The 22,421-nt window shown below is 62.1% G+C and carries 27 protein-coding genes; 17 read left to right on the forward strand and 10 right to left on the reverse strand.

Annotated elements, in window-relative coordinates; translation table 11 throughout:
• Position 1: 1 nt before the first annotated feature.
• Positions 2-670 (reverse strand): haloacid dehalogenase type II, encoded by a 669-nt coding sequence (locus tag TZ53_RS01700; protein WP_025551782.1) that lies wholly within the window; start codon positions 668-670, stop codon positions 2-4.
• A gap of 200 nt (positions 671-870) precedes the next feature.
• Between TZ53_RS01700 and TZ53_RS01705 the strand changes: the two genes are divergently transcribed.
• Together TZ53_RS01705 and TZ53_RS01710 are read left to right on the forward strand one after the other, a co-directional pair.
• Complete coding sequence (locus TZ53_RS01705) at positions 871-2,640, forward strand: dihydroxy-acid dehydratase (RefSeq protein ID WP_044660221.1); 1,770 nt, start codon at positions 871-873, stop codon at positions 2,638-2,640.
• Positions 2,641-3,567: a 2-hydroxyacid dehydrogenase gene (locus TZ53_RS01710; protein WP_044660222.1), complete on the forward strand. Its 927-nt coding sequence runs from the start codon at positions 2,641-2,643 to the stop codon at positions 3,565-3,567.
• A 159-nt stretch (positions 3,568-3,726) separates the two neighbouring features.
• On the opposite strand, the gene TZ53_RS01715 is transcribed toward TZ53_RS01710, so the two are convergent.
• From TZ53_RS01715 to TZ53_RS01735, 5 genes are all read right to left on the reverse strand, one after another.
• Positions 3,727-5,049: an NAD(P)/FAD-dependent oxidoreductase gene (locus TZ53_RS01715; protein ID WP_044660223.1), complete on the reverse strand. Its 1,323-nt coding sequence runs from the start codon at positions 5,047-5,049 to the stop codon at positions 3,727-3,729.
• 824 nt (positions 5,050-5,873) lie between these two features.
• Positions 5,874-6,401 carry a hypothetical protein gene (locus tag TZ53_RS25485; RefSeq protein WP_052628064.1) on the reverse strand — a complete coding sequence of 176 codons (528 nt, stop codon included), beginning with the start codon at positions 6,399-6,401 and terminating at the stop codon, positions 5,874-5,876.
• The gene (locus tag TZ53_RS01725) at positions 6,398-6,832 is read right to left on the reverse strand and encodes a hypothetical protein (RefSeq protein WP_044660224.1); all 435 of its coding nucleotides are present in this window, start codon (positions 6,830-6,832) and stop codon (positions 6,398-6,400) included. Before TZ53_RS01725 ends, TZ53_RS25485 begins: the two co-directional genes overlap by 4 nt.
• A gap of 26 nt (positions 6,833-6,858) precedes the next feature.
• Positions 6,859-7,242 carry a hypothetical protein gene (locus tag TZ53_RS01730; RefSeq protein WP_052628065.1) on the reverse strand — a complete coding sequence of 128 codons (384 nt, stop codon included), beginning with the start codon at positions 7,240-7,242 and terminating at the stop codon, positions 6,859-6,861.
• A 59-nt stretch (positions 7,243-7,301) separates the two neighbouring features.
• Positions 7,302-7,754 (reverse strand): helix-turn-helix domain-containing protein, encoded by a 453-nt coding sequence (locus TZ53_RS01735; RefSeq protein ID WP_044660225.1) that lies wholly within the window; start codon positions 7,752-7,754, stop codon positions 7,302-7,304.
• A gap of 109 nt (positions 7,755-7,863) precedes the next feature.
• On the opposite strand from TZ53_RS01735, the gene TZ53_RS26590 reads away from it, so the two are divergent.
• The 5 genes from TZ53_RS26590 to arsH are packed head-to-tail and all read left to right on the forward strand — an operon-like array spanning position 7,864 to position 10,439.
• A complete protein-coding gene (locus tag TZ53_RS26590) occupies positions 7,864-8,181 on the forward strand; it encodes a hypothetical protein (RefSeq protein ID WP_137710318.1) in 318 nt (105 codons plus the stop codon).
• A 24-nt stretch (positions 8,182-8,205) separates the two neighbouring features.
• On the forward strand, positions 8,206-8,535 hold the full coding sequence (locus TZ53_RS01740) for an ArsR/SmtB family transcription factor (protein ID WP_044660226.1): 330 nt from the start codon (positions 8,206-8,208) through the stop codon (positions 8,533-8,535).
• Between the two features lie 14 nt (positions 8,536-8,549).
• Positions 8,550-8,981 carry an arsenate reductase (glutaredoxin) gene (arsC, locus tag TZ53_RS01745; protein ID WP_044660227.1) on the forward strand — a complete coding sequence of 144 codons (432 nt, stop codon included), beginning with the start codon at positions 8,550-8,552 and terminating at the stop codon, positions 8,979-8,981.
• The gene (locus tag TZ53_RS01750) at positions 8,978-9,646 is read left to right on the forward strand and encodes an aquaporin (protein WP_044660228.1); all 669 of its coding nucleotides are present in this window, start codon (positions 8,978-8,980) and stop codon (positions 9,644-9,646) included. Before arsC ends, TZ53_RS01750 begins: the two co-directional genes overlap by 4 nt.
• A gap of 40 nt (positions 9,647-9,686) precedes the next feature.
• Positions 9,687-10,439 (forward strand): arsenical resistance protein ArsH, encoded by a 753-nt coding sequence (gene arsH, locus TZ53_RS01755; protein WP_044660229.1) that lies wholly within the window; start codon positions 9,687-9,689, stop codon positions 10,437-10,439.
• A 156-nt stretch (positions 10,440-10,595) separates the two neighbouring features.
• Here arsH and TZ53_RS01760 read toward each other — a convergent pair whose 3' ends face one another.
• Entirely contained in the window at positions 10,596-11,327 is a 732-nt protein-coding gene (locus tag TZ53_RS01760) for a transposase (protein ID WP_238320093.1), read from the reverse strand.
• Between the two features lie 466 nt (positions 11,328-11,793).
• Between TZ53_RS01760 and TZ53_RS01765 the strand changes: the two genes are divergently transcribed.
• The 5 genes from TZ53_RS01765 to TZ53_RS01780 all read left to right on the forward strand — a co-directional run bounded on the left by TZ53_RS01765 (position 11,794) and on the right by TZ53_RS01780 (position 14,693).
• Positions 11,794-12,261 carry an Hsp20 family protein gene (locus tag TZ53_RS01765; RefSeq protein ID WP_044662782.1) on the forward strand — a complete coding sequence of 156 codons (468 nt, stop codon included), beginning with the start codon at positions 11,794-11,796 and terminating at the stop codon, positions 12,259-12,261.
• Between the two features lie 74 nt (positions 12,262-12,335).
• Complete coding sequence (locus TZ53_RS01770) at positions 12,336-12,851, forward strand: Hsp20/alpha crystallin family protein (RefSeq protein ID WP_044660230.1); 516 nt, start codon at positions 12,336-12,338, stop codon at positions 12,849-12,851.
• A gap of 192 nt (positions 12,852-13,043) precedes the next feature.
• A complete protein-coding gene (locus TZ53_RS25855; protein ID WP_048577277.1) occupies positions 13,044-13,391 on the forward strand; it encodes an NADH dehydrogenase ubiquinone Fe-S protein 4 in 348 nt (115 codons plus the stop codon).
• A gap of 16 nt (positions 13,392-13,407) precedes the next feature.
• On the forward strand, positions 13,408-13,956 hold the full coding sequence (locus TZ53_RS01775; RefSeq protein WP_044660231.1) for a hypothetical protein: 549 nt from the start codon (positions 13,408-13,410) through the stop codon (positions 13,954-13,956).
• A gap of 104 nt (positions 13,957-14,060) precedes the next feature.
• Positions 14,061-14,693: a MarC family protein gene (locus TZ53_RS01780; protein WP_044660232.1), complete on the forward strand. Its 633-nt coding sequence runs from the start codon at positions 14,061-14,063 to the stop codon at positions 14,691-14,693.
• A gap of 1 nt (position 14,694) precedes the next feature.
• Here TZ53_RS01780 and TZ53_RS01785 read toward each other — a convergent pair whose 3' ends face one another.
• The 3 genes from TZ53_RS01785 to TZ53_RS01795 are packed head-to-tail and all read right to left on the reverse strand — an operon-like array spanning position 14,695 to position 15,558.
• Positions 14,695-15,012: a hypothetical protein gene (locus tag TZ53_RS01785; RefSeq protein WP_238320094.1), complete on the reverse strand. Its 318-nt coding sequence runs from the start codon at positions 15,010-15,012 to the stop codon at positions 14,695-14,697.
• 43 nt (positions 15,013-15,055) lie between these two features.
• A complete protein-coding gene (locus tag TZ53_RS01790) occupies positions 15,056-15,325 on the reverse strand; it encodes an usg protein (RefSeq protein ID WP_025548307.1) in 270 nt (89 codons plus the stop codon).
• Positions 15,322-15,558, reverse strand: coding sequence for a hypothetical protein (locus tag TZ53_RS01795; protein ID WP_044660233.1), 237 nt, complete (start codon positions 15,556-15,558; stop codon positions 15,322-15,324). Before TZ53_RS01795 ends, TZ53_RS01790 begins: the two co-directional genes overlap by 4 nt.
• 272 nt (positions 15,559-15,830) lie before the next feature.
• Between TZ53_RS01795 and groES the strand changes: the two genes are divergently transcribed.
• The 5 genes from groES (at position 15,831) to TZ53_RS01820 (ending at position 22,368) form a co-directional block, all read left to right on the forward strand.
• Positions 15,831-16,145 (forward strand): co-chaperone GroES, encoded by a 315-nt coding sequence (gene groES, locus TZ53_RS01800; protein ID WP_025548310.1) that lies wholly within the window; start codon positions 15,831-15,833, stop codon positions 16,143-16,145.
• 55 nt (positions 16,146-16,200) lie between these two features.
• Entirely contained in the window at positions 16,201-17,820 is a 1,620-nt protein-coding gene (gene groL / locus TZ53_RS01805) for a chaperonin GroEL (RefSeq protein WP_025548312.1), read from the forward strand.
• Between the two features lie 1,137 nt (positions 17,821-18,957).
• Positions 18,958-19,815, forward strand: a complete 858-nt coding sequence (locus TZ53_RS01810) for a GNAT family N-acetyltransferase (RefSeq protein ID WP_044660234.1) — start codon at positions 18,958-18,960, stop codon at positions 19,813-19,815.
• Positions 19,812-21,275, forward strand: a complete 1,464-nt coding sequence (locus tag TZ53_RS01815; protein WP_044660235.1) for an NAD-dependent succinate-semialdehyde dehydrogenase — start codon at positions 19,812-19,814, stop codon at positions 21,273-21,275. The genes TZ53_RS01810 and TZ53_RS01815 overlap by 4 nt, the downstream gene beginning before the upstream one ends.
• Positions 21,276-21,297: 22 nt before the next feature.
• The gene (locus tag TZ53_RS01820; protein WP_044660236.1) at positions 21,298-22,368 is read left to right on the forward strand and encodes a tartrate dehydrogenase; all 1,071 of its coding nucleotides are present in this window, start codon (positions 21,298-21,300) and stop codon (positions 22,366-22,368) included.
• Positions 22,369-22,421 lie beyond the last annotated feature (53 nt).

Genomic DNA, 22,421 nt, shown 5'->3' on the forward strand with positions numbered 1-22,421 from the left:
CTCAGAGACCTATCACGCCGGCAAGACCGCCGATATCCGCGATTTGGTGGGTGGCATAATGAGGTAGGCTAGGCTCATGTCCGCGCGCGACGAACACGCGCGCACCGTAACCCAGATCACAGGCGGACATGTGATCATACCGAAAACTGGAAGATACGTGCATGGCTTCTTCGGGGGAGCACCCGAGCTGGTCGAACATATATTCGAAAGCCTGCAGCCGCGGCTTGTACGCCTGCGCATCCTCTGCCGTGAAGACATGGGCGAACGGAGCGCCGAGCTTGGCGACGTTTTCATGTATCTGTGCGTTATCCGCGTTGGAAAGAATCACCAGGGGGATTTCCTTGGCGACCTTGGCTAGGCCCTCGGGGACATCGGGATGAGGACCCCAGGTTGGAATGCTATTATAGATTTTGGATGCGTCCGCCTCGCGAAATTCCACGCTCCACTTCCGGCAGAGACGTTCGACGGAGTTCCGGACTACCTCATGCAATGGCTTCCAGTCGCCAAGAACTTCGTCGAGCCGGTATGCTTTAAAGTCCGCGAGAAAGGCCTCCATCTGCTCCGAGGCAATACGATCGGCAAACAGCTGACGGCCCAACGGCCCCATCTCGTAATTGGTCAGGGTGCCATAACAATCGAATGTGATGTATTTGGGTCTAAATTGGCTCATTGGAAATCCTTCCCGTTGTTCGTTCCGCACCGCGAGAACGCGACGGCCCCGCTGGCCCAATACTGGTTCAGCCAAGCAGAAGAAGATTCCGATTAAAGGCGAAGTGTGCAGACTTGTAGCCGTTTTTAACCACGAAATAGGCAATAAACGTGCCTGTAGCATAGTAAGATCATGTCAGGGAGTTTTGAGACGAGGCGCGGATGCTTGACGATGACAAAGATGCCAGAAAGTCGAATGACAAAAAGGCGCTGCGCAGCGCACGCTGGTTCCGCAAGGATGATTTGCCGGGCTTCATTCACCGCTCCACGCTTGCGGCTGCCGGCTGGAGCCGTCAGGACCTGATGGAGCGTCCGGTCGTCGGGATCCTCAATACCTGGTCCGACATCAATCCATGCAACATGAACCTCCGCGTCCTTGCAGAAGATGTGCGGACCGGGATCATAGAGGCAGGCGGAATCCCATTCGAGACGCCGCTGATGTCGCTCAGCGAAAACATCATCAAGCCCACCTCGTTTCCGTTTCGCAACCTTCTGGCCATGGAAGTGGAAGAGTGCGTTCGCGCCTATCCCTTTGATGCGGTAGTCCTGCTGGGCGGATGCGATAAGACACAGCCGGCGCTCATCATGGGAGCGGTAAGTGCAGGCGTGCCGTTTATCTTTCTCGCGAGTGGCCCCGCGACGCCGCGCTCGGCGACCGGCGGGAATCTCGCCAATGCTACCGGCGTTTGGCAAATGGTCGACAAGTTGCGCGCTGGGGAGTTTGCGGAAGGGGAGTTCGCCGATTTTGAGCGCAATGTCATGGGAACGGTCGGACATTGTGCCGAAATGGGCACTGCATCGTCGATGGCGGTCATTTCCGAGGCACTGGGAATCTCCCTGCCGGGCAGCAGTCTTGTGCCTGCAGTCGATCGGCGCCGCAACCAATTTGCGCGGGAGGTGGGGCGCCGCAGCGTAATCCTCGCAAATGCTGCCGAAGCCGGGCTCACACTACTTGACGGGCGCGCATTCGACAATGCGATCACATTGCTCTGCGCCGTGGGCGGATCGACGAACGCGATCATCCACCTTCTGGCGCTTGCCGGGCGCGCCGGTGTGGACCTCTCGCTCGAACGTTTCGATGAGATTGGCCGCCGGGTGCCGCTGATTGCCAATGTTCAGCCGGCCGGCGAGCATCTGACCGAGCGATTGATGGCTGCGGGCGGGGTGCCGGCATTACTTAAGAGGCTCGCTCCCCTGCTCCATTTGGACGCCCGCAGCGTTAGCGGTCAAACGATCGGCGATGTCGTTTCGGCGGCCGAAATACTCGACGAAGACGTTATCCGTCCACTCGACAAGCCCGTTCGGATCGGAGAAACTCTAGCGGTTGTGCGGGGCAATCTTGCTCCCGATGGCGCCGTTATGAAGGTCTGCGCCGCGGAAGCCCGGCTGCTCAATCACCGTGGCCGGGCCGTCGTTTTCGAAGACGTTCAGACGATCGCCGATCGGATCGACGATCCCGCGCTCGGCATTGACGAGAACAGCGTACTGATCCTGCGTAACGCCGGCCCCGTGGGTGCGGCCATGCCGGAATGGGGCATGCTGCCGCTTCCCCGCCATCTCCTGGCGCAAGGCGTACGGGACATGTTGCGCATATCCGATGCTCGGATGAGCGGCACGGCTTATGGGGCCGCCATATTGCACGTCTCTCCCGAAGCGGCAGTCGGTGGGCCGCTGGCGCTGGTTCGCGACGGGGACATGATCGAATTCAATCTTGCAGAACGGAGGCTCGATCTGCTGGTGGACAGCGACGAGCTCGAGCGTCGACGTGCCCAATGGCAGGCACCACAGCCTCGCCACAACCGCGGCTATCGCTCGCTATATAGTCGCCACATCGAGCAAGCCCATCGTGGCTGCGACTTCGACTTCCTGCGCGGTGCCGAAAAGGATTCACTCCCCGACGGGCTGTTCGACGGCTGGGTGGGGGGATGGTAAATGGCGATCCTCTATCGCTCCGACGCTCCTCGCGCCGCAGCTTGGTCCCAGTTTTTCGCCAAGCATGCTCCCGACCTCGACTTTCGCGTCTGGCCGGATGCTGGAAACCTTGATGAGATCGAGTATCTGATTGCCTGGCAGGCGCCGCGTGAGTTCCTGACATCCTTGCCGCGGCTGAAGGTCTTGTTCTCGTCGGGCGCCGGCGTCGATCATGTCGATCTTTCTGCGGTGCCTGATCACGTCCCCCTCGTCCGCATGGTCGAACCGGGCATCATCGACGGCATGGTCGAATATGTGAGTCTCGCGGTTCTCGCGGTTCACCGTGATTTCTTCGACTATGTCGAGGCCCAAACATCGCGAGAATGGAACCCGCTCGAGGTTCCACCGGCTTCTTCCCGTACAATTGGAGTGATGGGAATGGGGGTTCTGGGCCGCGCGGTACTCGAAAGGCTGCGCAGCTATGGTTTTCGCCTCCGGGGCTGGAACCGGTCCCCGCGCACGATTATCGGTGTTGATAGCTATGCGGGGGCCGAACAATTCAACGAGTTCCTGAGTAGATGCGACGTTCTTGTGTGCCTGCTGCCACTCACGCCAAGCACCGTGGGTATATTGAACAGCAAGACATTTTCTGCCCTGCCTCATGGTGCGTCTATCATTAACGTCGGACGGGGGCCTCATCTGGTCGAAGCCGACCTTCTGGCTGCCTTGGACAGCGGTCATTTGAGCAGGGCCATCCTTGATGTCACTGAAACCGAGCCGCTCCCGCCCGAACATCCGCTGTGGGCGCACCCGCGGGTGTTTGTAACACCGCATGTGGCGAGCATGACCCAACCGGAGACGGCCGCACCGATCCTACTCGACAACATTCGTCGAGATCAACGAAACGAACCGCTCATCGGCGTGATAGACCGATCCCGCGGCTATTGATCCAAGGTGGTGGGGCCACCGCTGGATCCTGTCATAGGCGGGGCGCCCGCTACCAATAAGCGACAGACCTGACGGAGCGGGCACGGGGCGGCCCCTCTCGCCTCTCTGCCTGTCTACTGAGTTCGCCTGTGGGCGCCGGCCTGACTTCAGACCCGGCAGTCAGATCGCCGCGATGTTCAGCTTCGATCCATCGACCAGTCGGGACAGCCGGAACGGTACGGGATCCACGCTAGGCGTGTCGTTCGCGACAAGCTCTGCAGCCAGATAGCCGAGACCCGGACCCAATCCAAATCCATGCCCGGAGCAGCCCGCCGCGAGGACAAGGCCATCCACCCCGTCCACCTTCGACACGACAGGCACTGCGTCCGGCGTGCAATCGACGAAGCCACCCCAGGCGCTATCAATCTCGATTTGGCCGAGTTGGGGGAAGGTCTTCCGTACACTCTCCACCACCTGGCTCACCAGCCATTTCAAAGGCGGAGGATCCAGCACGCGATTCTGTTCGAAAATCCGATCGTCGCCTGTCAGCAGGGCTTGCATTGAATCCGGCCCCGAAACGAACGATCGGCCGATGCCAAGCCTGACATTCTTCAGGCGACGGAAGAATTGCGGCATGAATTCACGGCTGTAACGGATAGCCTGCGGCGTGATTTCGAGGTTCGCCTTGCCACTGATCGCAAGCGTATAGCTGCCGTCCAGTCGGCGCGTGATCGTGCAGTAGGGTGTGGAGACCGCCTCGCCTATGTTGATCGTCGGGGTGGAACGTAGCGCGGTCTGTCGGATGCTCGCCTGAGGGAAGCTGATCCCGAGCGGCCTAAGGAATCGAGAGGACCAGGCGCCAGCGGCACACAGCACGGCGCTGGCCTTGATGTAGCCCTTCTCCGTGTGCACGCCCGCAATCTTTCCGTTGGCAAGCTCGATTGCCCGCGCCGCGCATTCCTGGTGGATCGTCGCGCCCAAAGCCCTGGCCCCCTCGGCAATAGCCGGCGCGGCAAGGGCAGGCTCGGCCTTGCCGTCTTGTTCCGAATAGGTCCCGCCGACCCACTTGCCGCGCGCTTCGGGGACGCGCTCGGCCACTTCCGCCCGGCTCAGCACCTGGGTATCGACGTCGTATTCCCGGGCGATCTCGCGCCACTTTTCCCAACCGGCGAGCACGGCCTCGTCATGAGTCGCATAGACAAGGCCGCACCGTCGGAAGCCTAGGTCTCGATTAATTTCGCGCGTGAGTTCGTCCCACAGTCGCATGGAGAGCACGGAGAGCGGCAGTTCGCGCCGGTCGCGGTTCTGCTGGCGGCACCAACCCCAATTTCGGCTCGACTGTTCGCAAGCGACGTGGCCCTTCTCGAGGAGCGCCACAGAGAGGCCGCGCTTCGCTAGATAATAGGCCGCTGTAGAGCCGAGGATGCCGCCGCCAACGATGACGACGTCAGCCTCAGACGGAAGACGCTCGTCACTATGAATGCGCTCGACCTGGGGTGACATGTTTCAACGGACCTCGATGCAAAGAGGTGGAAGCGGGGTTCCATCATTCTTCATTGCATCTTGCACTTGATAGAATGCACCGAAATCACGCTGGATTTCGGAAGATTTTCGGGATTTGGCCGCTTGATTGATCGGAAACGCTCTGCCTGGCATGCCGCACCGGCTAGTAAGGGTTGGAGGGCGAGCAGACCGTCCATTTTAGACCAAGCAGCGACGGTTCGAAAAAAGATGCCCGCTGTGAGCTCTTTCGAGGCGGGGCTGGCGATGGTGTCGCCCACGGATGAGCGACTTTGCGGCCGCCGCCGACGCAACTGACGGCCACTGAAAATGGCCCCGCCTCAGTAGGGGGACAGAGGCGGGGCCAAGACTTCTTCCAAAGGGGGAGAAGAGCAATGATATTGCGCCTTTCTGACCGAGTCGTCCATCGCGCAGATGGAACGGCTTTGGATGCGGCGCTATGCATCCACCGACATAATCCTAAATTGCCACCCTGGCCCTTACCTCGCCAGCATATACGCATGCCAGCGACGAAATGGCTCCTTATCGCGCGAGTGCCGTAATATCTATCCGGAACGACCTTCATGAACAAAGTCATGCCAGTGGCGGCATGGCAGATGGATTGCCCGCCAAAATGCAAATCGGGTGGCCCTGATGAAAATTGTCCCGCCTCTTCGTGGAGGGAGGCACGAAGAGGCGGGAACGCGACCCTGTGGCTTCTTGGCTCGGGATAAATGAAGGATAGCGCTTATCCTTGGCCATGTCTCATCAGGAATCAAAGACTTGCTGAGAGATGGGTTCATATTGGTCACTCAAACTGGCAGCTATTACGGGGTTTGATGCTCCTCCCGCCCCTCGGCCACCAGAACAAGATAGTCGCGTATTCGAGAGCGGAACTCCTCCGCCAGATGAATATGCATCCGGCGGCCATCCACGGTATCCGGCGCCCGGATCACGGCCCCCTTCTCGCACAGCTGGTTGAGATAGCGCAGCGCCGTCGTATGCGGCGCTCCCGAAGCGATGCAGGCGCTGCTCACTGAAATGGCCTTCCCCTCTGTTTCGGCGGCGAAAAGGTCCAGCAGCATATGCCAGGCCGGATCGACGGTGATGCCGAACGGTAACACCGCCTGCCGAGCATCGCTTTCCCGCAACAAGCGCCGCGCCAGAGAGCCAAGACGCTTCTCCGCCACGTCATCCATCGAAGAAGAGGTTTCCTGCCCCCCGGCATCGACAAGGATTTCGGAAGGTCCCGTCAGCGATCGAATGGTTTCGCTCAGCCGGGCAAGATCGTTTTCGATCGCCTTAAGATCCGTGGGGCGAAGCAGTGCCGCGCGTTGGCCGAACATGGCGGTCATCCTTGAATCCCCCCATTTCCCAGCCTTTGCGAGGCACGTTGATCCATCAGCACGCCGACGGCCATGACGATCAGGATGGGAATGCCCCAGGCGGTGGTCATGCTGTAATAGACCTTGGAAACCAGCTTGGGCGCTGCCCAGGCAACCAGGTGCGAACAGACGCCATTGAACTGGAAGGCCGCTGCCCAGATCGGCCACCATCGTGACGAGGTCAGCGCGAGATAGATGAACCCGATCAGCAGCAGCAGGTCGCCGCTGAACACCAGAGGGTTGGGCTTGCCGAATGGATGATCGCCACCCATTCCGATATAGGTGAGCACGCTCGCCAGCATGACGAGCAAGGCACCTGCTTTTCCTGCCCAGCCACCTTGGAGCCAGACATAAAGCGCTATGCAGATCAGAGCTGCATTGAAGGCGGCGGACAGATCCATTCGACTTCCCCGAGATAGGCGGCCTCTCAGGCGGCGGCACTGCCGGGCATATCGCCGAACAGCGACGGCACGCCCACCTTGCCGCTCTGCATTTTCTCCCGGGGGCAGCCAAAAAGATTCTCGTCGGCGACTTCGGAGCGCTTGCGGATGCGGTGCGCCTTGCTATGCGCCTCGACCAGGCTCTGGCGGCTTTGCAATATGGCGTTTGTACAGCGCGTAAGGTCGGAAAAAATCTTCTGCCCGCTTAGAGGATCAAGTCCCATGGACCGGCCCACCTCGATCATGTTCGCGCTGGCCCGAAGCGTGTGGGCCAGTAAATCGTCGAGCTTGGCGTAAGCCATGTTCAGGTCGGTGACCACCGTCTGAGCGGCATTTTTGCTAAGCGGCATGGGGCTGTCAGCTTTGGACATGGGATCTCCTTGGACGACGAGCGTCGTCTTGAAAGTCGGATTGTCTGAACGCGCGACCGCTATGAAAAGAAAGACATGATCCACAGGCCGGCCGCGACAAGCGCGGCAACCGTTCCGCCGATCATGAGCGCCAGGCTCAGGATCCACTTCATGCGTTGCAACGCATCTAGATCATTGTCTCGGCCTCCCAGCGGAGGGATGCGCAGCGCTTGATGTTCGACCGGCATCTCCTGCCCCCCAACAATCGACATTTGCGGGGCGATGGCAACCTCTTCCGGTTGATATATCAATGGCTGATATGTCTGCCGTCCCTCCACTTCAGAGAGGATGCGGGCGGCTTCGAAACGATCGGCAACCCCCAGCGCGCGCAATGCCTGGCGCACCCGCTGGTTCACCGCATGATCTGATTTGCCGATCTGCCTGGCGATCTGCTTGGTGTTGAGATTCTGGGCGACCAAGCGAAGGCATTCTTTCTGCTTGTCAGTGAGGCGCGAGATGTCCGGGTCGCTCATGTGCTTATATCCGGCGTAGGGACGATGGCGCGCAAATCGACCGGGGCGCCAAATTTCATTCGCATATTCATTCCGCCATGGTGCAAGGCTGCCCCTCCCTCAGCGCAGCGTGGGGCAGCGATTCGACGCCAAATTAGATAGTATTGTGATTCATGAACAGGCCGGCTTGGTCTGCTCGACCGCACGAAAGATCGGCGTGCGTCATGGCCAGGGCGCTGCCTCTCGACATCTTCGAGCCCCCTATCCCATTGCCGAACATGCGGGAGATGATGCAACACCATCAGGCACCCGGCCTCACCTGGTTGCGGCAACGGCTCAAGAAATCCGCATCGATGCAATGGGAAGGGCCGCCAAGTCTTCCATAGACGGCAAGACGATGGTGATCACTCTAATCTATCGTGAAATGTCGATGCATATTGTCAGATGAAAACCCATCGGATAAATCCGATGCATGGATCCGAACCTCGCTCTCAAAGCTCTTGCGGCGCTCGCACACCCCACGCGGCTCGATGCCTTTCGCCTGCTTGTCCGGCATGAGCCCGACGGTCTGTCCACGGGGGCGCTCGTCGAAGCCAGCGGCCTGAGCCAAAGCACCCTTTCCACCCATCTCGCTGTTCTGGCGAAGGCTGGCCTCGTCAGCGCCGACAAGCGCGGCCGGCATCAGATTCAGCGCGCCAATATCAACACGCTTCGCGGCCTCATGATCTTTCTCGCCAAGGATTGCTGTCAGGGCCGCGCCGAACTCTGCGAGCCGCTGCTCGCCGACCTAACTTGTTGCTGAAGGACCGGGCGCCCGTGACCACCATCGTCATCTATCACAATCCCGGCTGCGGAACTTCGCGGAACACGCTGGCGCTGATCCGCAATTCGGGGGTCGAGCCGCATGTCGTCGAATATCTGAGGACACCGCCGTCGCGCGCACTGCTCATCGAAATGATCGAGCGGGCCGGCATGACGCCGCGCGCACTCCTGCGCGAGAAAGGCACGCCTTATGCCGACCTCGGCCTGGGTGACGATACATTATCCGATGAAACCTTGATCGATGCGATGATGGCGCACCCCATTCTCATCAATCGTCCGCTGGTGGTGACGCCGCTCGGCGTGAAGCTCTGCCGGCCGTCCGAGGCAGTGCTCGACATCCTGCCGGATGCGCAGCGCGGAGCCTTCGCGAAGGAGGACGGCGAGCAGGTCGTCGATGGGGCGGGGAACCGCATCACGGCCGCGTGACCCGGCGTGCCGTCTTTGCCGAGGCGGCGGGCAGCTTCATGCTGTTCGCCACGGTCATCGGCTCGGGCATCATGGCCGAACGGCTTGCCGGCGGGAACGTCGCCATTGCCCTTCTCGGCAATACGCTCGCGACCGGCGCGATCCTGTTCGTCCTCATCACGATGTTCGGGCCGGTGTCCGGTTCCCATATGAACCCGGCCGTCACGCTGGTCATGCGGCTGCGCGGCCACATCCGCACCGATACGGCTATCGCTTACGTCGCTGCCCAACTCGTTGGCGGCATAGTTGGCGTCTGGCTCGCGCATCTGATGTTCGACCTGCCGATCCTCCAATTGTCGGGCAAGATCCGCAGCGGTCCCGGCCAGCTCGCGGGCGAAGCCATCGCCACATTCGGGCTGATCCTCGCCATCCTCGGAACGGCGAATATGCGGCCCGAGAGCATCCCCATCAGCGTCGCGCTCTACATCACCGCAGCCTATTGGTTCACCTCGTCGACCAGCTTCGCCAATCCTGCAATCACCATCGCCCGGTCGTTGAGCAACAGCTTCGCCGGGATCGCCCCGGCCTGCGTGCCCGCCTTTATCGCTGCCCAGCTTGTCGGCGCGCTGGCCGCGCACTTCATTGCCGACACGATCTTCGCGGAACCGCATAGCGAGGCCGCTTAGATCGGATCTTCTTCGATACGATACCTACCAAGGAACCGTCATGACCCGCGTTCGCCTGCTTTGCGATCCCGATCACCTCCCGGCACTTGACCCGGCCTATGTTATTTCCCGCCCGGCGCTGGGCCTTGGCGACGACCAGCCATCACCCCGCATCCTGCTACTTTACGGGTCGCTACGCGATCGATCCTTCTCGCGCTTCGCGGTCGAGGAAGCTGCCAGATTGCTTCAGCTATTCGGCGCAGAAACGCGCATATTCGACCCATCCGATCTACCGCTGCCCGACCAGGTCAAAGGCGACGATCATCCCGCTGTCCATGAACTGCGCGAGCTGTCGCTCTGGTCGGAAGGCCAGGTCTGGTGCAGCCCCGAGCGACACGGCGCGATCAGCGGCATCATGAAGGCGCAGATTGATCATCTGCCGCTCGAGATGAAGGGGATGCGGCCGACCCAGGGGCGCACATTGGCGGTCATGCAGGTGTCGGGCGGTTCGCAGTCGTTCAACGCGGTCAACACGCTGCGCCTTCTCGGACGGTGGATGCGGATGTTCACGATCCCCAACCAGTCGTCGGTCGCGATGGCCTATAAGGAGTTCGATGAGGCTGGCCGGATGAAGCCGTCGAGCTATTACGACCGCATCGTCGATGTGATGGAGGAACTGGTGCGGATGACCGTGCTGCTTCGTCCGCATGCTGGCCAGCTTGTCGATCGCTATTCGGAGCGGAAATCTGCAAAATTGGTGGTGAACCCCGAGACCGATCTGTCGTCGATCGCGATCGCGCACCAGCGGCAGTAAGGGCTTCTGTAGGGGAAAGCCTTCCCCCTGCCGCCGAGCCGCAGAGTCTCGGCCGCCCCTTCTGCGGGCGGGCTCAGCCCCCAGGCTGTGCAGAAACTCGCCACGCCGGCGGTGCCGCGAGCCGGGCCCTTCAGTCTCGAAGCGGCGCGACTCCGTTCAGCTCGGCCGGACCAATGCTCCGGTTCCGACAGTGTTCACTACGCGGATCATGTTGAAGGCCAGCACCGACAGCGCCGCTTCCGCCTTCACTCTCCGCAATCCTCTGGTGAGGAACCTACCCCCACCAGACATTCGTTTGATGGTTCCGAACGGATGTTCGACCGTACATCGCCTGGTTCGCATCAGGCTGGGATCGGCATAGATCCGCGCCTCCATCCGATCGAACGCGCTCTGATCGAATAGTCGATGGATCGTGCGTTGGACGCCTGGCGTGCAGCGAGGCTTCAGGGCGCAGCTCTTGCACGCTGATGTCCGGTATCGAATCGCGCGGTTGCGAGTGCGCTTGCCGGACCGGCGTAAAGTTTGACCGGCTGGGCACCTGATCGTGTCGCTTTCGTCATCATAAACGAATTGAGTCTGCCGGAAGTGCTCCGTATTCATCGCGCCGCGCTTGATCGGTGCGGACACGATGATCGCCTCGGACTCGCAGCGGGCAACCTCCTCGGCGTTGGGGTAACCGCCGTCGGCCAAAACGTACAATTCGTCAGCGTCCAGGACATCTTTGGCCGCCAACGATACCGGGTGGAGGAAATGGCTGTCGTTCGCGTCGTTGAACGCGTCGTGATGGATGATGAGGCCACTCTTCACATCGACCACCCTTTGAAGGTTGTAAGACGGCAGCTTCGGCGCGCGTGCGTAGCCCGCCATGTTGCGATAGACGCCGGGCATGGGCCGGCGAAGGCCCTCGTCGTAGACGGCTGCGCCTGCCGCACGCTCCGATGACGGTGGCGGGTACGTGATAGGGTCAAATGGTCTGTTCATGCCTCACTCCATTGTTTCCAAATTGATGAGGCACTCGGCGGCTTCGGCATGAAGCCTGCGATCCTGCACCGAGCGCAATCGATGCGGTCCGACATCACGGGGGCTGAACAGCCACCGTCAGAGGGGCCCCGTCCGCACCGATTGTCTCGTTCTGGTCGTGAGGATTTCAAGAGCCGGAGGCCCCTCGCCGGACTGCCGAACGGCGGACCGCACAGAGGAGCGGGCCAGTCGAAAATTCCCTCTTGAAACCCTTTCCCCCCTTCCTAACTTTTCTCTTGCCGGACGCTGATAACCGGGTCCGGTTGGACATGGAGAGCGCCGGCTCTCTCCGGCGCGTCTCATGCCCAAATTGCTCAATCAGGAGGATTTGGAAATGAGAACCAGTTTTGACTTTGCGCCCTACAGGCGCTCCACGGTCGGCTTTGACCGCCTCTTCAACCTGCTCGAATCGGGCATGCGCGAAGACGATGGCTATCCGCCTTTCGATATCGAGCGGCAGGGCGAGGACAGTTACCGCATCACGCTCGCGGTCCCCGGCTTCCGTCCCGACGAGATCGAGATCGTGGCGCAGCAGAACCAGCTGACCATCACCGGCAAGCGCGCCGAAGACAAGGGGCAGTATGTGCATCGCGGCATCGCGGCCCAGCCCTTCGAGCGGCGGTTCCAGCTGGCCGACTTCGTCGAGGTTCGCTCGGCCAGCTTCGACAATGGCATGCTGAGGATCGACCTGCAGCGCGTGCTCCCCGAAGCGATGAAGCCGCGCAAGATCGAGATCAGCGGGAACACGCCGACCCAGACTTGGATCGAGGCGACGAAGGAGAAGAGTCTCGAGTCGGCCTAATCCCGACTTCCTCCCGCCGCCCTCGCGGGCGGCGGGATTCACTCAACTCTCTAGCCAGAAAAGGAGATGACATCATGGCTTTTCGTGATCTGATCCCCTGGAGCCGGCAGGAGAACCGGCTCCCCGCCACGGTCAGCGCCGAGCGCGACCGGAGCGACCACCCGTTGCTGTCGCTTCACCGCGAGGTGAACCGGCTGTTCGACGACGTCTTCCGCGGTTTCGGCGTGCCGTCACTCGGCGCGTTCGACGGCAGCCTGTCGTGGCCCAATGTCGAGCTCGGCGAGACCGAAAAGAACATCCGCGTCACGGCCGAACTCCCCGGCCTCGATGAGAAGGACCTCGACATCACCGTTGAGGAAGGCGTGCTGACGCTGCGCGGCGAGAAGAAATCCGAGGTCGAAGACAAGGACCGCGGCTACAGCGAGCGCAGCTATGGACGCTTCGAACGGCGGATCGGCCTTCCGCGTGGCGTCGAACAGGAAAAGGCGAGCGCGACCTTCAAAAATGGCGTGCTGACCGTCACCCTGCCAAAGTCGGAGGCGGCGAATGAGAATGTCCGCCGCATTCCGATCAATGCGAGGGCCGCATGACGGCGCGGCCCGGGGCTTTAGCCCCGGGCCGACCCTCCAGCCGCAGGACGTTCCGCCCGAGCCGGAGAGCCGTGCCGCCAACGACAATCATGGTTCTGGCCCAAGCCGCGCAAGCGCGCTACCGCAGGATGCCTCGGCGATCATCGAGCCGGTGCCGATCGCGGTCAACCAGTCCGGTCGCGTCCAAGGAGCATGTGGCGGCTGCGCTTCGCCGAGCGCTGGGGCTCGCGCGCCGATTCGCTGATGGGATGGGCAGGAGGAGGCGATCCGCTTGCGCAGATCGAACTCCGCTTTCCCGACCTAGAAGTGGCCGTGCGCTATTGTCGGCGCGAAGGCGTGTCCTTCGAGGTTCGTGGAGTGGCACGATCGGGCCGTTCCATGCAGCCCCGGCTCACCGATCAAGCCCTGCCGAAGTTGTGCTGCTGGCCCACAGGTCCGCACGCGCGATGCTGCAGCCGGTATGCGGCCGTGCTTGAGGGCACCCAAAGCCTGGGAACAGCGGTTGGCGGCGGCGGAATGGCATTTTCACATTCACCATGATCAGAGGAGACGATTGATGCGAAAAATTCGTGCAGCCGTCCTGGCTGGGGTGGCGGCGGTCGCCGTCATGGGCACCGCGCTGGCGGCGAGCCACGACCGTCATGTGATGAAGGTCGGCCTACCGGACGGCACGGTAGCCCGCATAGAATATCAGGGTAATGTGGCGCCGAAAGTCACGTTCGCGCCAGCCTCCAGCCTGGCGCCGATCGCCTGGTTCGATCCGTTCGAGGCGGCTCCATTCGCCCTGTTCGATCGGATCGCGGCCGACTTGGACCGGCAAAGCGACCTGATGATGCGCCAGGTCCACGCATTGCCGCTCCCGGCGATCGCCGATGATGGGAAGATCGACTTGACGGCGCTGCGCAGCCTGCCTCCGGGCACCGTCAGCTACAGTTTTGTCTCGACGATCAATGGCGGAAGCACGTGCAGCCGAAGCGTACGGGCCACCTCGCTCGGCTCGGGCCGGCAACCCAGGGTCGTGTCGAACAGTTCAGGTGATTGCCGCGAAGCGCCGTCGGCAACGGTCGTCCATCCGGACCGGACCGACGCGCTGCGCCGAACATGACGCAATCTGCTGATGGTCAACGCGGGAGGTTGTTCAAAGTCGCCTGTATCATAGGGGAGCGCCGCTGGCGCCGCTCCCTTTACGAGTCTGCAGTTGCTTAGCTCATGCACGTAACAGCCGGTATCCTCTCGAGCTTCATCACCCTGCTCGTCACGATCGGTCCGATCGAAACGGCGGTGGTCTTCGCCGGCCTGACGGCTGGGATTCATCGCAGCGAGCGGATCAGCCTCGCCGCCCGATCGGTCATAATCGCCTCTGGCGTCTTGCTGCTTTTCGCAGTGGCGGGCGGCACGGTTCTCTCGCTCCTGCATATTTCGCTACCGGCATTCCGCGTGGCGGGCGGCGTGCTGCTGTTCCTCCAGGCAATGACGCTCACCTTCTCGAGCCCGGGACTCTCGTCGATCAGCGAGGGCGAGCGCCGGGAAGCCGAGGGGCCCGGCGACATCGCGGTCTTCCCGCTGGCGTTTCCGTTGATTGCGGGTCCGGGCAGCCTTTCGGCCGCCGTACTGGTCATGGGCCGCACCGAGGGCTGGATCGAGGGGAGCGGCGTGCTCGCGATGATCATCGCCTGCATGGTGCTGACCTGGCTGGCGATGCTCACCGCAGACCGTCTCGTCCTGCTGCTCGGCAGCACCGGTGCCGACGTGGTGGGCCGCCTCTCCGGCGTGCTTCTCGCCGGACTCGCCGTCCAGTTCATCTTCGATGGCCTCGCGGCCGCGCCCTTCCTTGTCGGCTGAATCACCCACTATGCGGCCTGATCGAGCACCCGAAGCACCCGGTCGAGCATGGCGGCATTGGAAGCTGCCTTGGCAGCTCACGGCGGGCGAAGCGCTGCAGCAGTGCCAAATCCCGCCGCGGCAACCGCAGCGTGATCAGACTTTGCCCCAGTGCATCCGGGGGAATATGCTCAGCCGCCTTGCCGGATCGCAGGAAGTGATCGAGGAGCCGCTTGCGATCGGCAAAGCTCCAGCCCAACGCTTCCAGCTCGTCCGGCGGTGCCGACAGCAGCGCGAGCGCGAACTCCATGATGTGGTCGAAGGCGAGGACGAGGCGCACCGTCCGTCCGCCCCGCTTGCGCCAGCGCTCGGCAAGACCGGCGTCATGGGAGCGGGATGATACCATCGACCGCGCGCCATTCCCTGGGTCCGATCAGTCGGCCGTGGGCGATCCGAACCGAATGGAGCGCTGCCTCGATCTCGCGCCGCCAATGGTCGAGGAAATCGAACAGCACGGGGAAATCAGGCGCGAGATCATATTCCTGCCAGACGAACAGCTGGAGAAGCGACGGCGCATCGGGCCGGTAATAATGGATCTCGGCGGTCGTGAGACCGTAGCCCTCCAGCTGTGCGATAAAGCCGCGATCGGTCATTGCAGCGAGCGGCCGTCCGTCCGCGCTTTATCGAGCGAGCGCATGGCGGCGAAGACCTCGTCGATCGGCACGGCGCGTCTGGCACCGGGCGGCTTGCGCAGCGCTGGCTGGTCCTTCACCGCGGAGCGGTCGAACGCCCAGGAGGCGAGGATGGCCCGCTTTACTTCGGGTTCGAGACTTGGATGGTGCGCAACGTCAAACGGGTGCAGAAATCGGGAAAATGGCTGCGACATGGCCGTGACTCCTTTCCTTGTGTCGCTCCTTTCTCATGCGCGCGGTGGTAACGCAGACGGGAGAAGATTTGGTGACACCTTGAGTCGCGTCAAGAGGGAAGATGTGGGCACATGGTGCTGAAAATGGCTGAATTGGCACTCCGGGGAAGCGAGTGCCAAAAAATTTCATTCCATCTCTTGATCGGAAAAATCTCTTTACCTAGTTCTTGCAAACCTGTCGTTCCGATGAACGGCAGGCTTGTCCCATTCTGTTTTGCATCTGGAGGTTATGCATGCATTTCCGCCCCTTGCACGACCGTGTGGTCGTCCGCCGCATCGAAGCCGAGGAGAAGACCTCGGGCGGCATCATCATTCCCGACACGGCCAAGGAAAAGCCGCAGGAAGGCGAAATCGTCGCCGTCGGGCCCGGCGCGCGTGACGACAGCGGTCAGTTCGTCGAGCTGTCCGTCAAGGCCGGCGACCGCATCCTGTTCGGCAAATGGTCGGGCACCGAGGTCAAGATCGGTGGCGAGGATTTGCTCATCATGAAGGAGAGCGACATTCTCGGCGTGATCGACACTGTCGTGCCTCTGAAGCAGGCGGCCTGAGCCAGCCTGTCATTCCTCTAATCACCAGGAAGGAATTGAAGAAAGGAGCTGGCAGATGGCTGCCAAGGAAGTGAAATTTGCGTCGGACGCGCGTGACCGCATGCTGCGCGGCGTGGATACGCTGGCGAACGCCGTGAAGGTGACGCTTGGTCCGAAAGGCCGCAATGTCGTTATCGAGAAGTCGTTCGGGGCGCCTCGCATCACCAAGGACGGCGTCACCGTCGCCAAGGAAATCGAACTCGCCGACAAGTTCGAGAATATGGGCGCGCAGATGCTGCGCGAGGTCGCCAATAAGCAGAACGACAAGGCCGGCGACGGCACGACCACGGCAACCGTGCTGGCCCAGGCAATCGTGCGCGAGGGCGCGAAGGCGGTTGCCGCCGGAATGAATCCGATGGATCTCAAGCGCGGCATCGACCTTGCGGTCGGCGCCGTCGTCGAGGATCTCAAGAGCCATGCCAAGAAGGTCGGCGCCAACAGCGAGATCGCACAGGTCGCGACCATCTCGGCCAACGGCGACGCGGAGGTCGGACGCATCCTTGCCGAAGCGATGGAAAAGGTCGGGAACGAGGGCGTGATCACGGTCGAGGAGGCGAAGAGCCTCGAGACCGAGCTGGAGACGGTCGAAGGCATGCAGTTCGACCGCGGCTATCTGTCGCCCTATTTCATCACCAATGCCGAGAAGCTCAAGGTCGAGCTGGACGATCCTTATATCCTCATCCACGAGAAGAAGCTTTCAAACCTGCAGGCGCTGGTGCCGCTGCTCGAGAAGGTCGTCCAGTCCGGCCGACCGCTGCTCATCATCGCCGAGGATGTCGAAGGCGAGGCGCTCGCTACGCTGGTCGTCAACAAGCTGCGCGGCGGGCTCAAGATCGCGGCGGTCAAGGCGCCGGGCTTCGGCGATCGCCGCAAGGCGATGCTCGAGGATATCGCGATCCTGACCGGCGGCAATGTCGTCTCCGAGGATCTTGGCATCAAGCTGGAGAATGTCACCGTCGACATGCTTGGCCGCGCCAAGAAGGTCACGATCGACAAGGACAATACGACGATCATCGATGGCGTGGGTCAAAAGACCGATATCGACGGCCGCGTTGCGCAGCTGCGCCAGCAGATCGAGACCACCACGTCCGACTATGACCGCGAGAAGCTGCAGGAGCGCGTGGCGAAGCTCGCCGGCGGCGTCGCGGTGATCCGGGTCGGGGGCGCAACCGAGGTCGAGGTCAAGGAGAAGAAGGACCGCGTCGACGACGCGCTCCATGCGACGCGCGCCGCTGTCGAGGAAGGCATCCTGCCGGGTGGCGGTATCGCGCTGCTCCGCGCGATCAAGGCGCTCGACGGTCTCAAGGCCGCCAATGACGACCAGCAGTCCGGCATCGACATCATCCGCCGGGCGCTCCGCGCGCCTGCGCGGCAGATCGCCGAAAATGCCGGCGAGGATGGGGCCTATATCGTCGGAAAGCTGCTCGAAAGCTCCGAGTACAACTGGGGCTTCAATGCCGCCACCGCCGAATATCAGGATCTCGTCCAGGCGGGCGTGATCGATCCGGCCAAGGTGGTGCGTACCGCCCTTCAGGATGCCGCCTCGGTCGCCTCGCTGCTCATCACGACGGAGGCGCTCGTTGCCGAGCTGCCGAAGGAGGAGAAGACCGCGCCAGCGCCGGCGATGGATTATTGATTATCGGGAGGCCTGGCTGCCCGGGCCTCCTAATTTTCGCCGAGTGTGAACGGCCTTGAATCAAAGGTCATGAGCATCGTCCACACCAATTTGGGGCTGTCAGGGCGGCTGATCCGGCTGTTGAGGGATGAACGGCCGAAAGCGGACCCAAACTGGTGAGGCGTAACGGATAGTTTTCGCACAGCCTGCCCCGCAACGCCCCCATGATGACGCTTTGGTTGAGGGCCTTCGACCCGCGAAATGGCGCTTAACGTCAGTCCCGCTGTTAAAGAACGATCGCTAATGGAGGCGAGTATCGACCACATCATATTCGTCCAAACAAGGCCCTGAACTGATTCGTGGACTCTTCTCGCTGACCCGGCGTCGCATGATGTTGCAGCGCCACAGTGGCGCCAATATCTTCTATCTTCTCGTGCGCTGCCAATATGTCTCGCGTTCGCGTAGTCTGAAGTTTTAGCGTTCGCCCGCCGACGACCAGAAGACGCGGCTGGTCAAGGCTTGGTCGAGGCGATAAAGATCCATCATCAGCGTCTCGAGCTCGCGGCGCGCGCTTGTGTCGAGGCGCGCTACTCAGCGGTGTACGACACCAGAAGCGATGATCCGCAGGCGATCAAGGCGGCAGTGACCATGTTGTGCGACGCGGTCGAGAAGATGTCGCGCGACTGGTTCGATGATCTCCGGCAGAAAGCCGACCTCTGGCTCACCGCCGCGGCGCGGGCTAGAGCGGGTCGAGAAAGGTCTCTCCTCACGGCATCCCATTCATGGCCGTCGTTCATGGGCTCTTCTCCAACCCTCCGGAATGGCCACCATTGTTCTTGCCCGAAGGCAGAAGGAGGGGGACCAGGGATGCTTCACCCTGCCTGTCGACACATTGATCGAAAGGCCCGTCGGTTCACAACATTGCAATTTCGCCCGATCGCAGCGTCGTGGGCAGAGGCGTTCCTGCTACCCCACGGTTCGGCCATTCATCTTCGATTCCGGGCAAGACGCGGCATTTTGTGCAGGCACGACGGGGAATTACGCGCGATAATCTTTCGAAAAAAAGGCGAAGGCAGCAGCCAATGCTAGCCAGGGTGACTACATGTCGGTTTCTGGACAAGCATCAGGCGGGTGTTTCATCCGCCAGGGAGCGACGGCATGGCGACAAGCGTAGGTACGATGGCGACGTTGCGACGGATGACGGTGGACGATCTGCCCGCCGCGCAGTCGCTTTCCAAGGCTCAGAGATGGCCACACCGCGTCGAGGATTGGGAGATTCTGCTGAGTCTTGGCTTCGGCTATGTCGCGGAAAGCGAGGACGGCATCGTAGGCACGGCCATGGCGTGGCTCTATGGCGCCGACGCCGCGACATTGGGGATGGTCACCGTCTCGCCGGAAGTGCGCGAATCCGGCATCGACCGGCAGTTGATGGACGCGGTGCTGAGCGACCTGGGCGAACGCACGATCTTGCTCAACGCCACGGCCGAGGGGAAGCCGCTTTACGCCGAAATGGGATTTGAAGCTGCCGGGCCGGTGTTCCAGCATCAGGGCGCCGCCTTCGCCGTGCCGATCGCCGAACTCATTCCAGCTGAACGGGTGCGTCCGCTGGGAGCCAAGGACATGCCCACTCTGCACGATCTTGCCCGCCGCGCCACCGGGATGGACCGCAACGCATTGCTGAATGCGCTGGTCCCCGGTGCGCAGGGGGTGGTGCTTACCCGCGACAATGAACCGGTCGGCTTTTCACTGTTCCGCCGCTTCGGCCGGGGTCATGTCGTGGGCCCGACGATCGCGCCGGATAGCGGCGGAGCGAAGGCGCTTATCTCCCACTGGCTGGGGTCCAATGCCGGCATCTTCTGTCGCATCGACATACCGGCGGAAAGCGGCCTTGGCGACTGGCTCGAGGAACTCGGGCTGCCTCGGGTTGCGGAGGTGACGCGCATGGTGCGTGGTCGGCCGCCCAAGACCGACCCTTCGGCCCGGATTTTCACTCTCACGACGCAGGCCCTCGGATGACTATTTCACTCAACAATCCTGACCTTTTCGTCCAGCACGTCCATATCGACGGCGAATGGACGGGCGCGCGATCCGGCGCGACGATGGACGTCGACAATCCGGCGACCGGCGCGGTCATCGGCACGATCCCCGATTGCAGCGAAGCCGACACACAGGCCGCGATCGACGCGGCGGAGGCGGCCTGGCCGGCATGGCGCGCGAAGACGGCCGGCGAACGGGCGGCGCTGCTGGAGCGTTGGTACACGCTGATGATGGACAATGTCGCTGATCTCGGCCGCATCATGACCGCAGAGCAAGGCAAGCCCAAGGCGGAGGCAGAGGGCGAAATCCGTTATGCCGCAAGCTTCGTCAAATGGTTCGCCGAGGAAGGCCGGCGCATCGATGGCAGCATGATTCCCGCGCCCGAAGCCAATCGCCGCATCCTGGTGATGAAGGAACCGGTCGGCGTGTCGGCGGCGATCACGCCCTGGAATTTTCCTTCCGCCATGATCACGCGCAAGTGCGCGCCAGCGCTGGCGGCCGGCTGCCCGGTCGTCGTGAAGCCATCCGAACTGACGCCGTTCAGCGCGCTGGCGCTGGTCAAGCTGGCCGAGCAGGCGGGTTTCCCCAAAGGCGTCATCAACATCGTCACAGGTCAGGCCGCCCTCATCGGAAGCGTGCTGACCGGCAGCGAGACCGTACGCAAATTGTCCTTCACCGGATCGACCCGGGTAGGCGCGCTGCTGATGCGACAGAGTGCCGACACCATCAAGCGCCTCAGTCTCGAGCTTGGCGGCAACGCGCCGCTGATCGTGTTCGACGACGCCGACCTGGACCTGGCGGTGGACGCGACCATGGCGAGCAAGTTCCGCAACGCTGGCCAGACCTGCGTGTGCGCCAACCGTATCCTCGTGCAGGACGGCGTCTATGACGCCTTTGCGCAGAAGCTGGCGAAGGCGGTTTCAGCGCTCAAAGTCGCGCCGGGCGATCGGGACGGCAGCACCATCGGCCCGCTCATCAACCGGGCGGCCGTCGACAAGGTGCACGCGCATGTCGAGGATGCGCTTTCCCATGGAGCGAGCATCTTCGCCAAGGCGCCCGAAGGCGCGACGGGGGAACGCTTCGCTACCCCCGTGATCCTGACCGGCGCCACCCGCGACATGCGCCTCGCCCGCGAGGAAACCTTTGGACCGGTCGCTCCTCTTTTCCGCTTTCATGACGAGGCGGAGGGGATCGCGCTAGCCAACGACACCAGCTTTGGCCTTGCCAGCTATTTCTACACGGAAAATCTTCACCGCGCCTTCCGCGTGGGCGAGCGGCTGGAAGCGGGCATGGTCGTTCTGAACACGGGCGGCATGGCGATGGAAATGGCGCCCTTTGGCGGGATCAAACAATCCGGCCTGGGCCGGGAGGGCGCCCATGCGGGGATCGAGGAATATCTTGAGACCAAGGCGTTCCACATCGGCGGTCTCAAACTGTAATCCGGACATCTAGGGGGATTTCGTGACGCGCACCTACTCCATTTCCGTCATTCCAGGCGACGGCATCGGCAAGGAAGTCATGCCCGAGGGCATCCGCGTGCTCGAACGCGCGGCAAGCCTCTATGGCTTTACCATCGAGCAGAAATGGCAGGATTTCGCCTGCTGTGACTATTATGCCCGGCATGGCGTCATGATGCCGGAGGACTGGAAGGCGCAGATCGGCAATCCCGATGCGATCTTCTTCGGCGCGGTGGGCTGGCCCGACATCGTGCCCGACCATGTCTCGCTCTGGGGATCGCTGCTCCAGTTTCGGCGTGAATATGATCAATATGTCAATCTGCGCCCGGTGCGGCTGATGCCCGGCGTGCCGTGCCCGCTTGCCGGGCGCGAGCCGGGCGATATCGATTTCTGGGTCGTGCGGGAAAATACCGAGGGCGAATATAGTTCGGTGGGCGGCAAGATGTTTTCCGGCACCGATCGGGAGGTGGTGATCCAGGAGACGGTCATGACCCGCCACGGCACCGACCGAGTGCTGCGCTACGCCTTCGAACTGGCTGCGACGCGTGAGCGCAAGCATCTGACTTCCGCAACAAAGTCCAACGGCATCGCCATCACCATGCCCTGGTGGGATGAGCGGGTCGAGGAAATGGCGAAAAACTACCCGACCGTCGCGCACGATAAATATCATATCGACATTTTGACCGCGCAGTTCGTGCTGAACCCCGACCGGTTCGATGTGGTCGTGGCATCCAACCTGTTCGGCGACATCCTTTCCGATCTGGGCCCGGCCTGCACCGGCACCATCGGCGTGGCGCCGTCCGGCAACATCAATCCCGATCGCACCGCGCCATCCCTGTTCGAACCGGTCCATGGATCGGCGCCCGACATCGCCGGGAGGGGCATCGCCAATCCCGTCGGCCAGATATGGTCCGCTGCCATGATGCTCGAGCATCTGGGCGAGGTGGAGGCCGCTGGCGCGATCATGCGGGCCGTCGAGACGGTGCTTGCCGAGCCGGCGCTGCGCACGGGAGACCTCAAGGGCAAGGCCACGACCGAACAATGCGGCAGGGCGATCGCGGACGCGATCGGCTGAAGCGGCCGCCAAGCGCCATGTCCAGCCGGCGGCAGATTATGCCGCCGGCTCCC

Origin of the sequence: Sphingobium sp. YBL2 (assembly GCF_000943805.1) — a bacterium.
GTDB lineage: Bacteria > Pseudomonadota > Alphaproteobacteria > Sphingomonadales > Sphingomonadaceae > Sphingobium > Sphingobium fuliginis.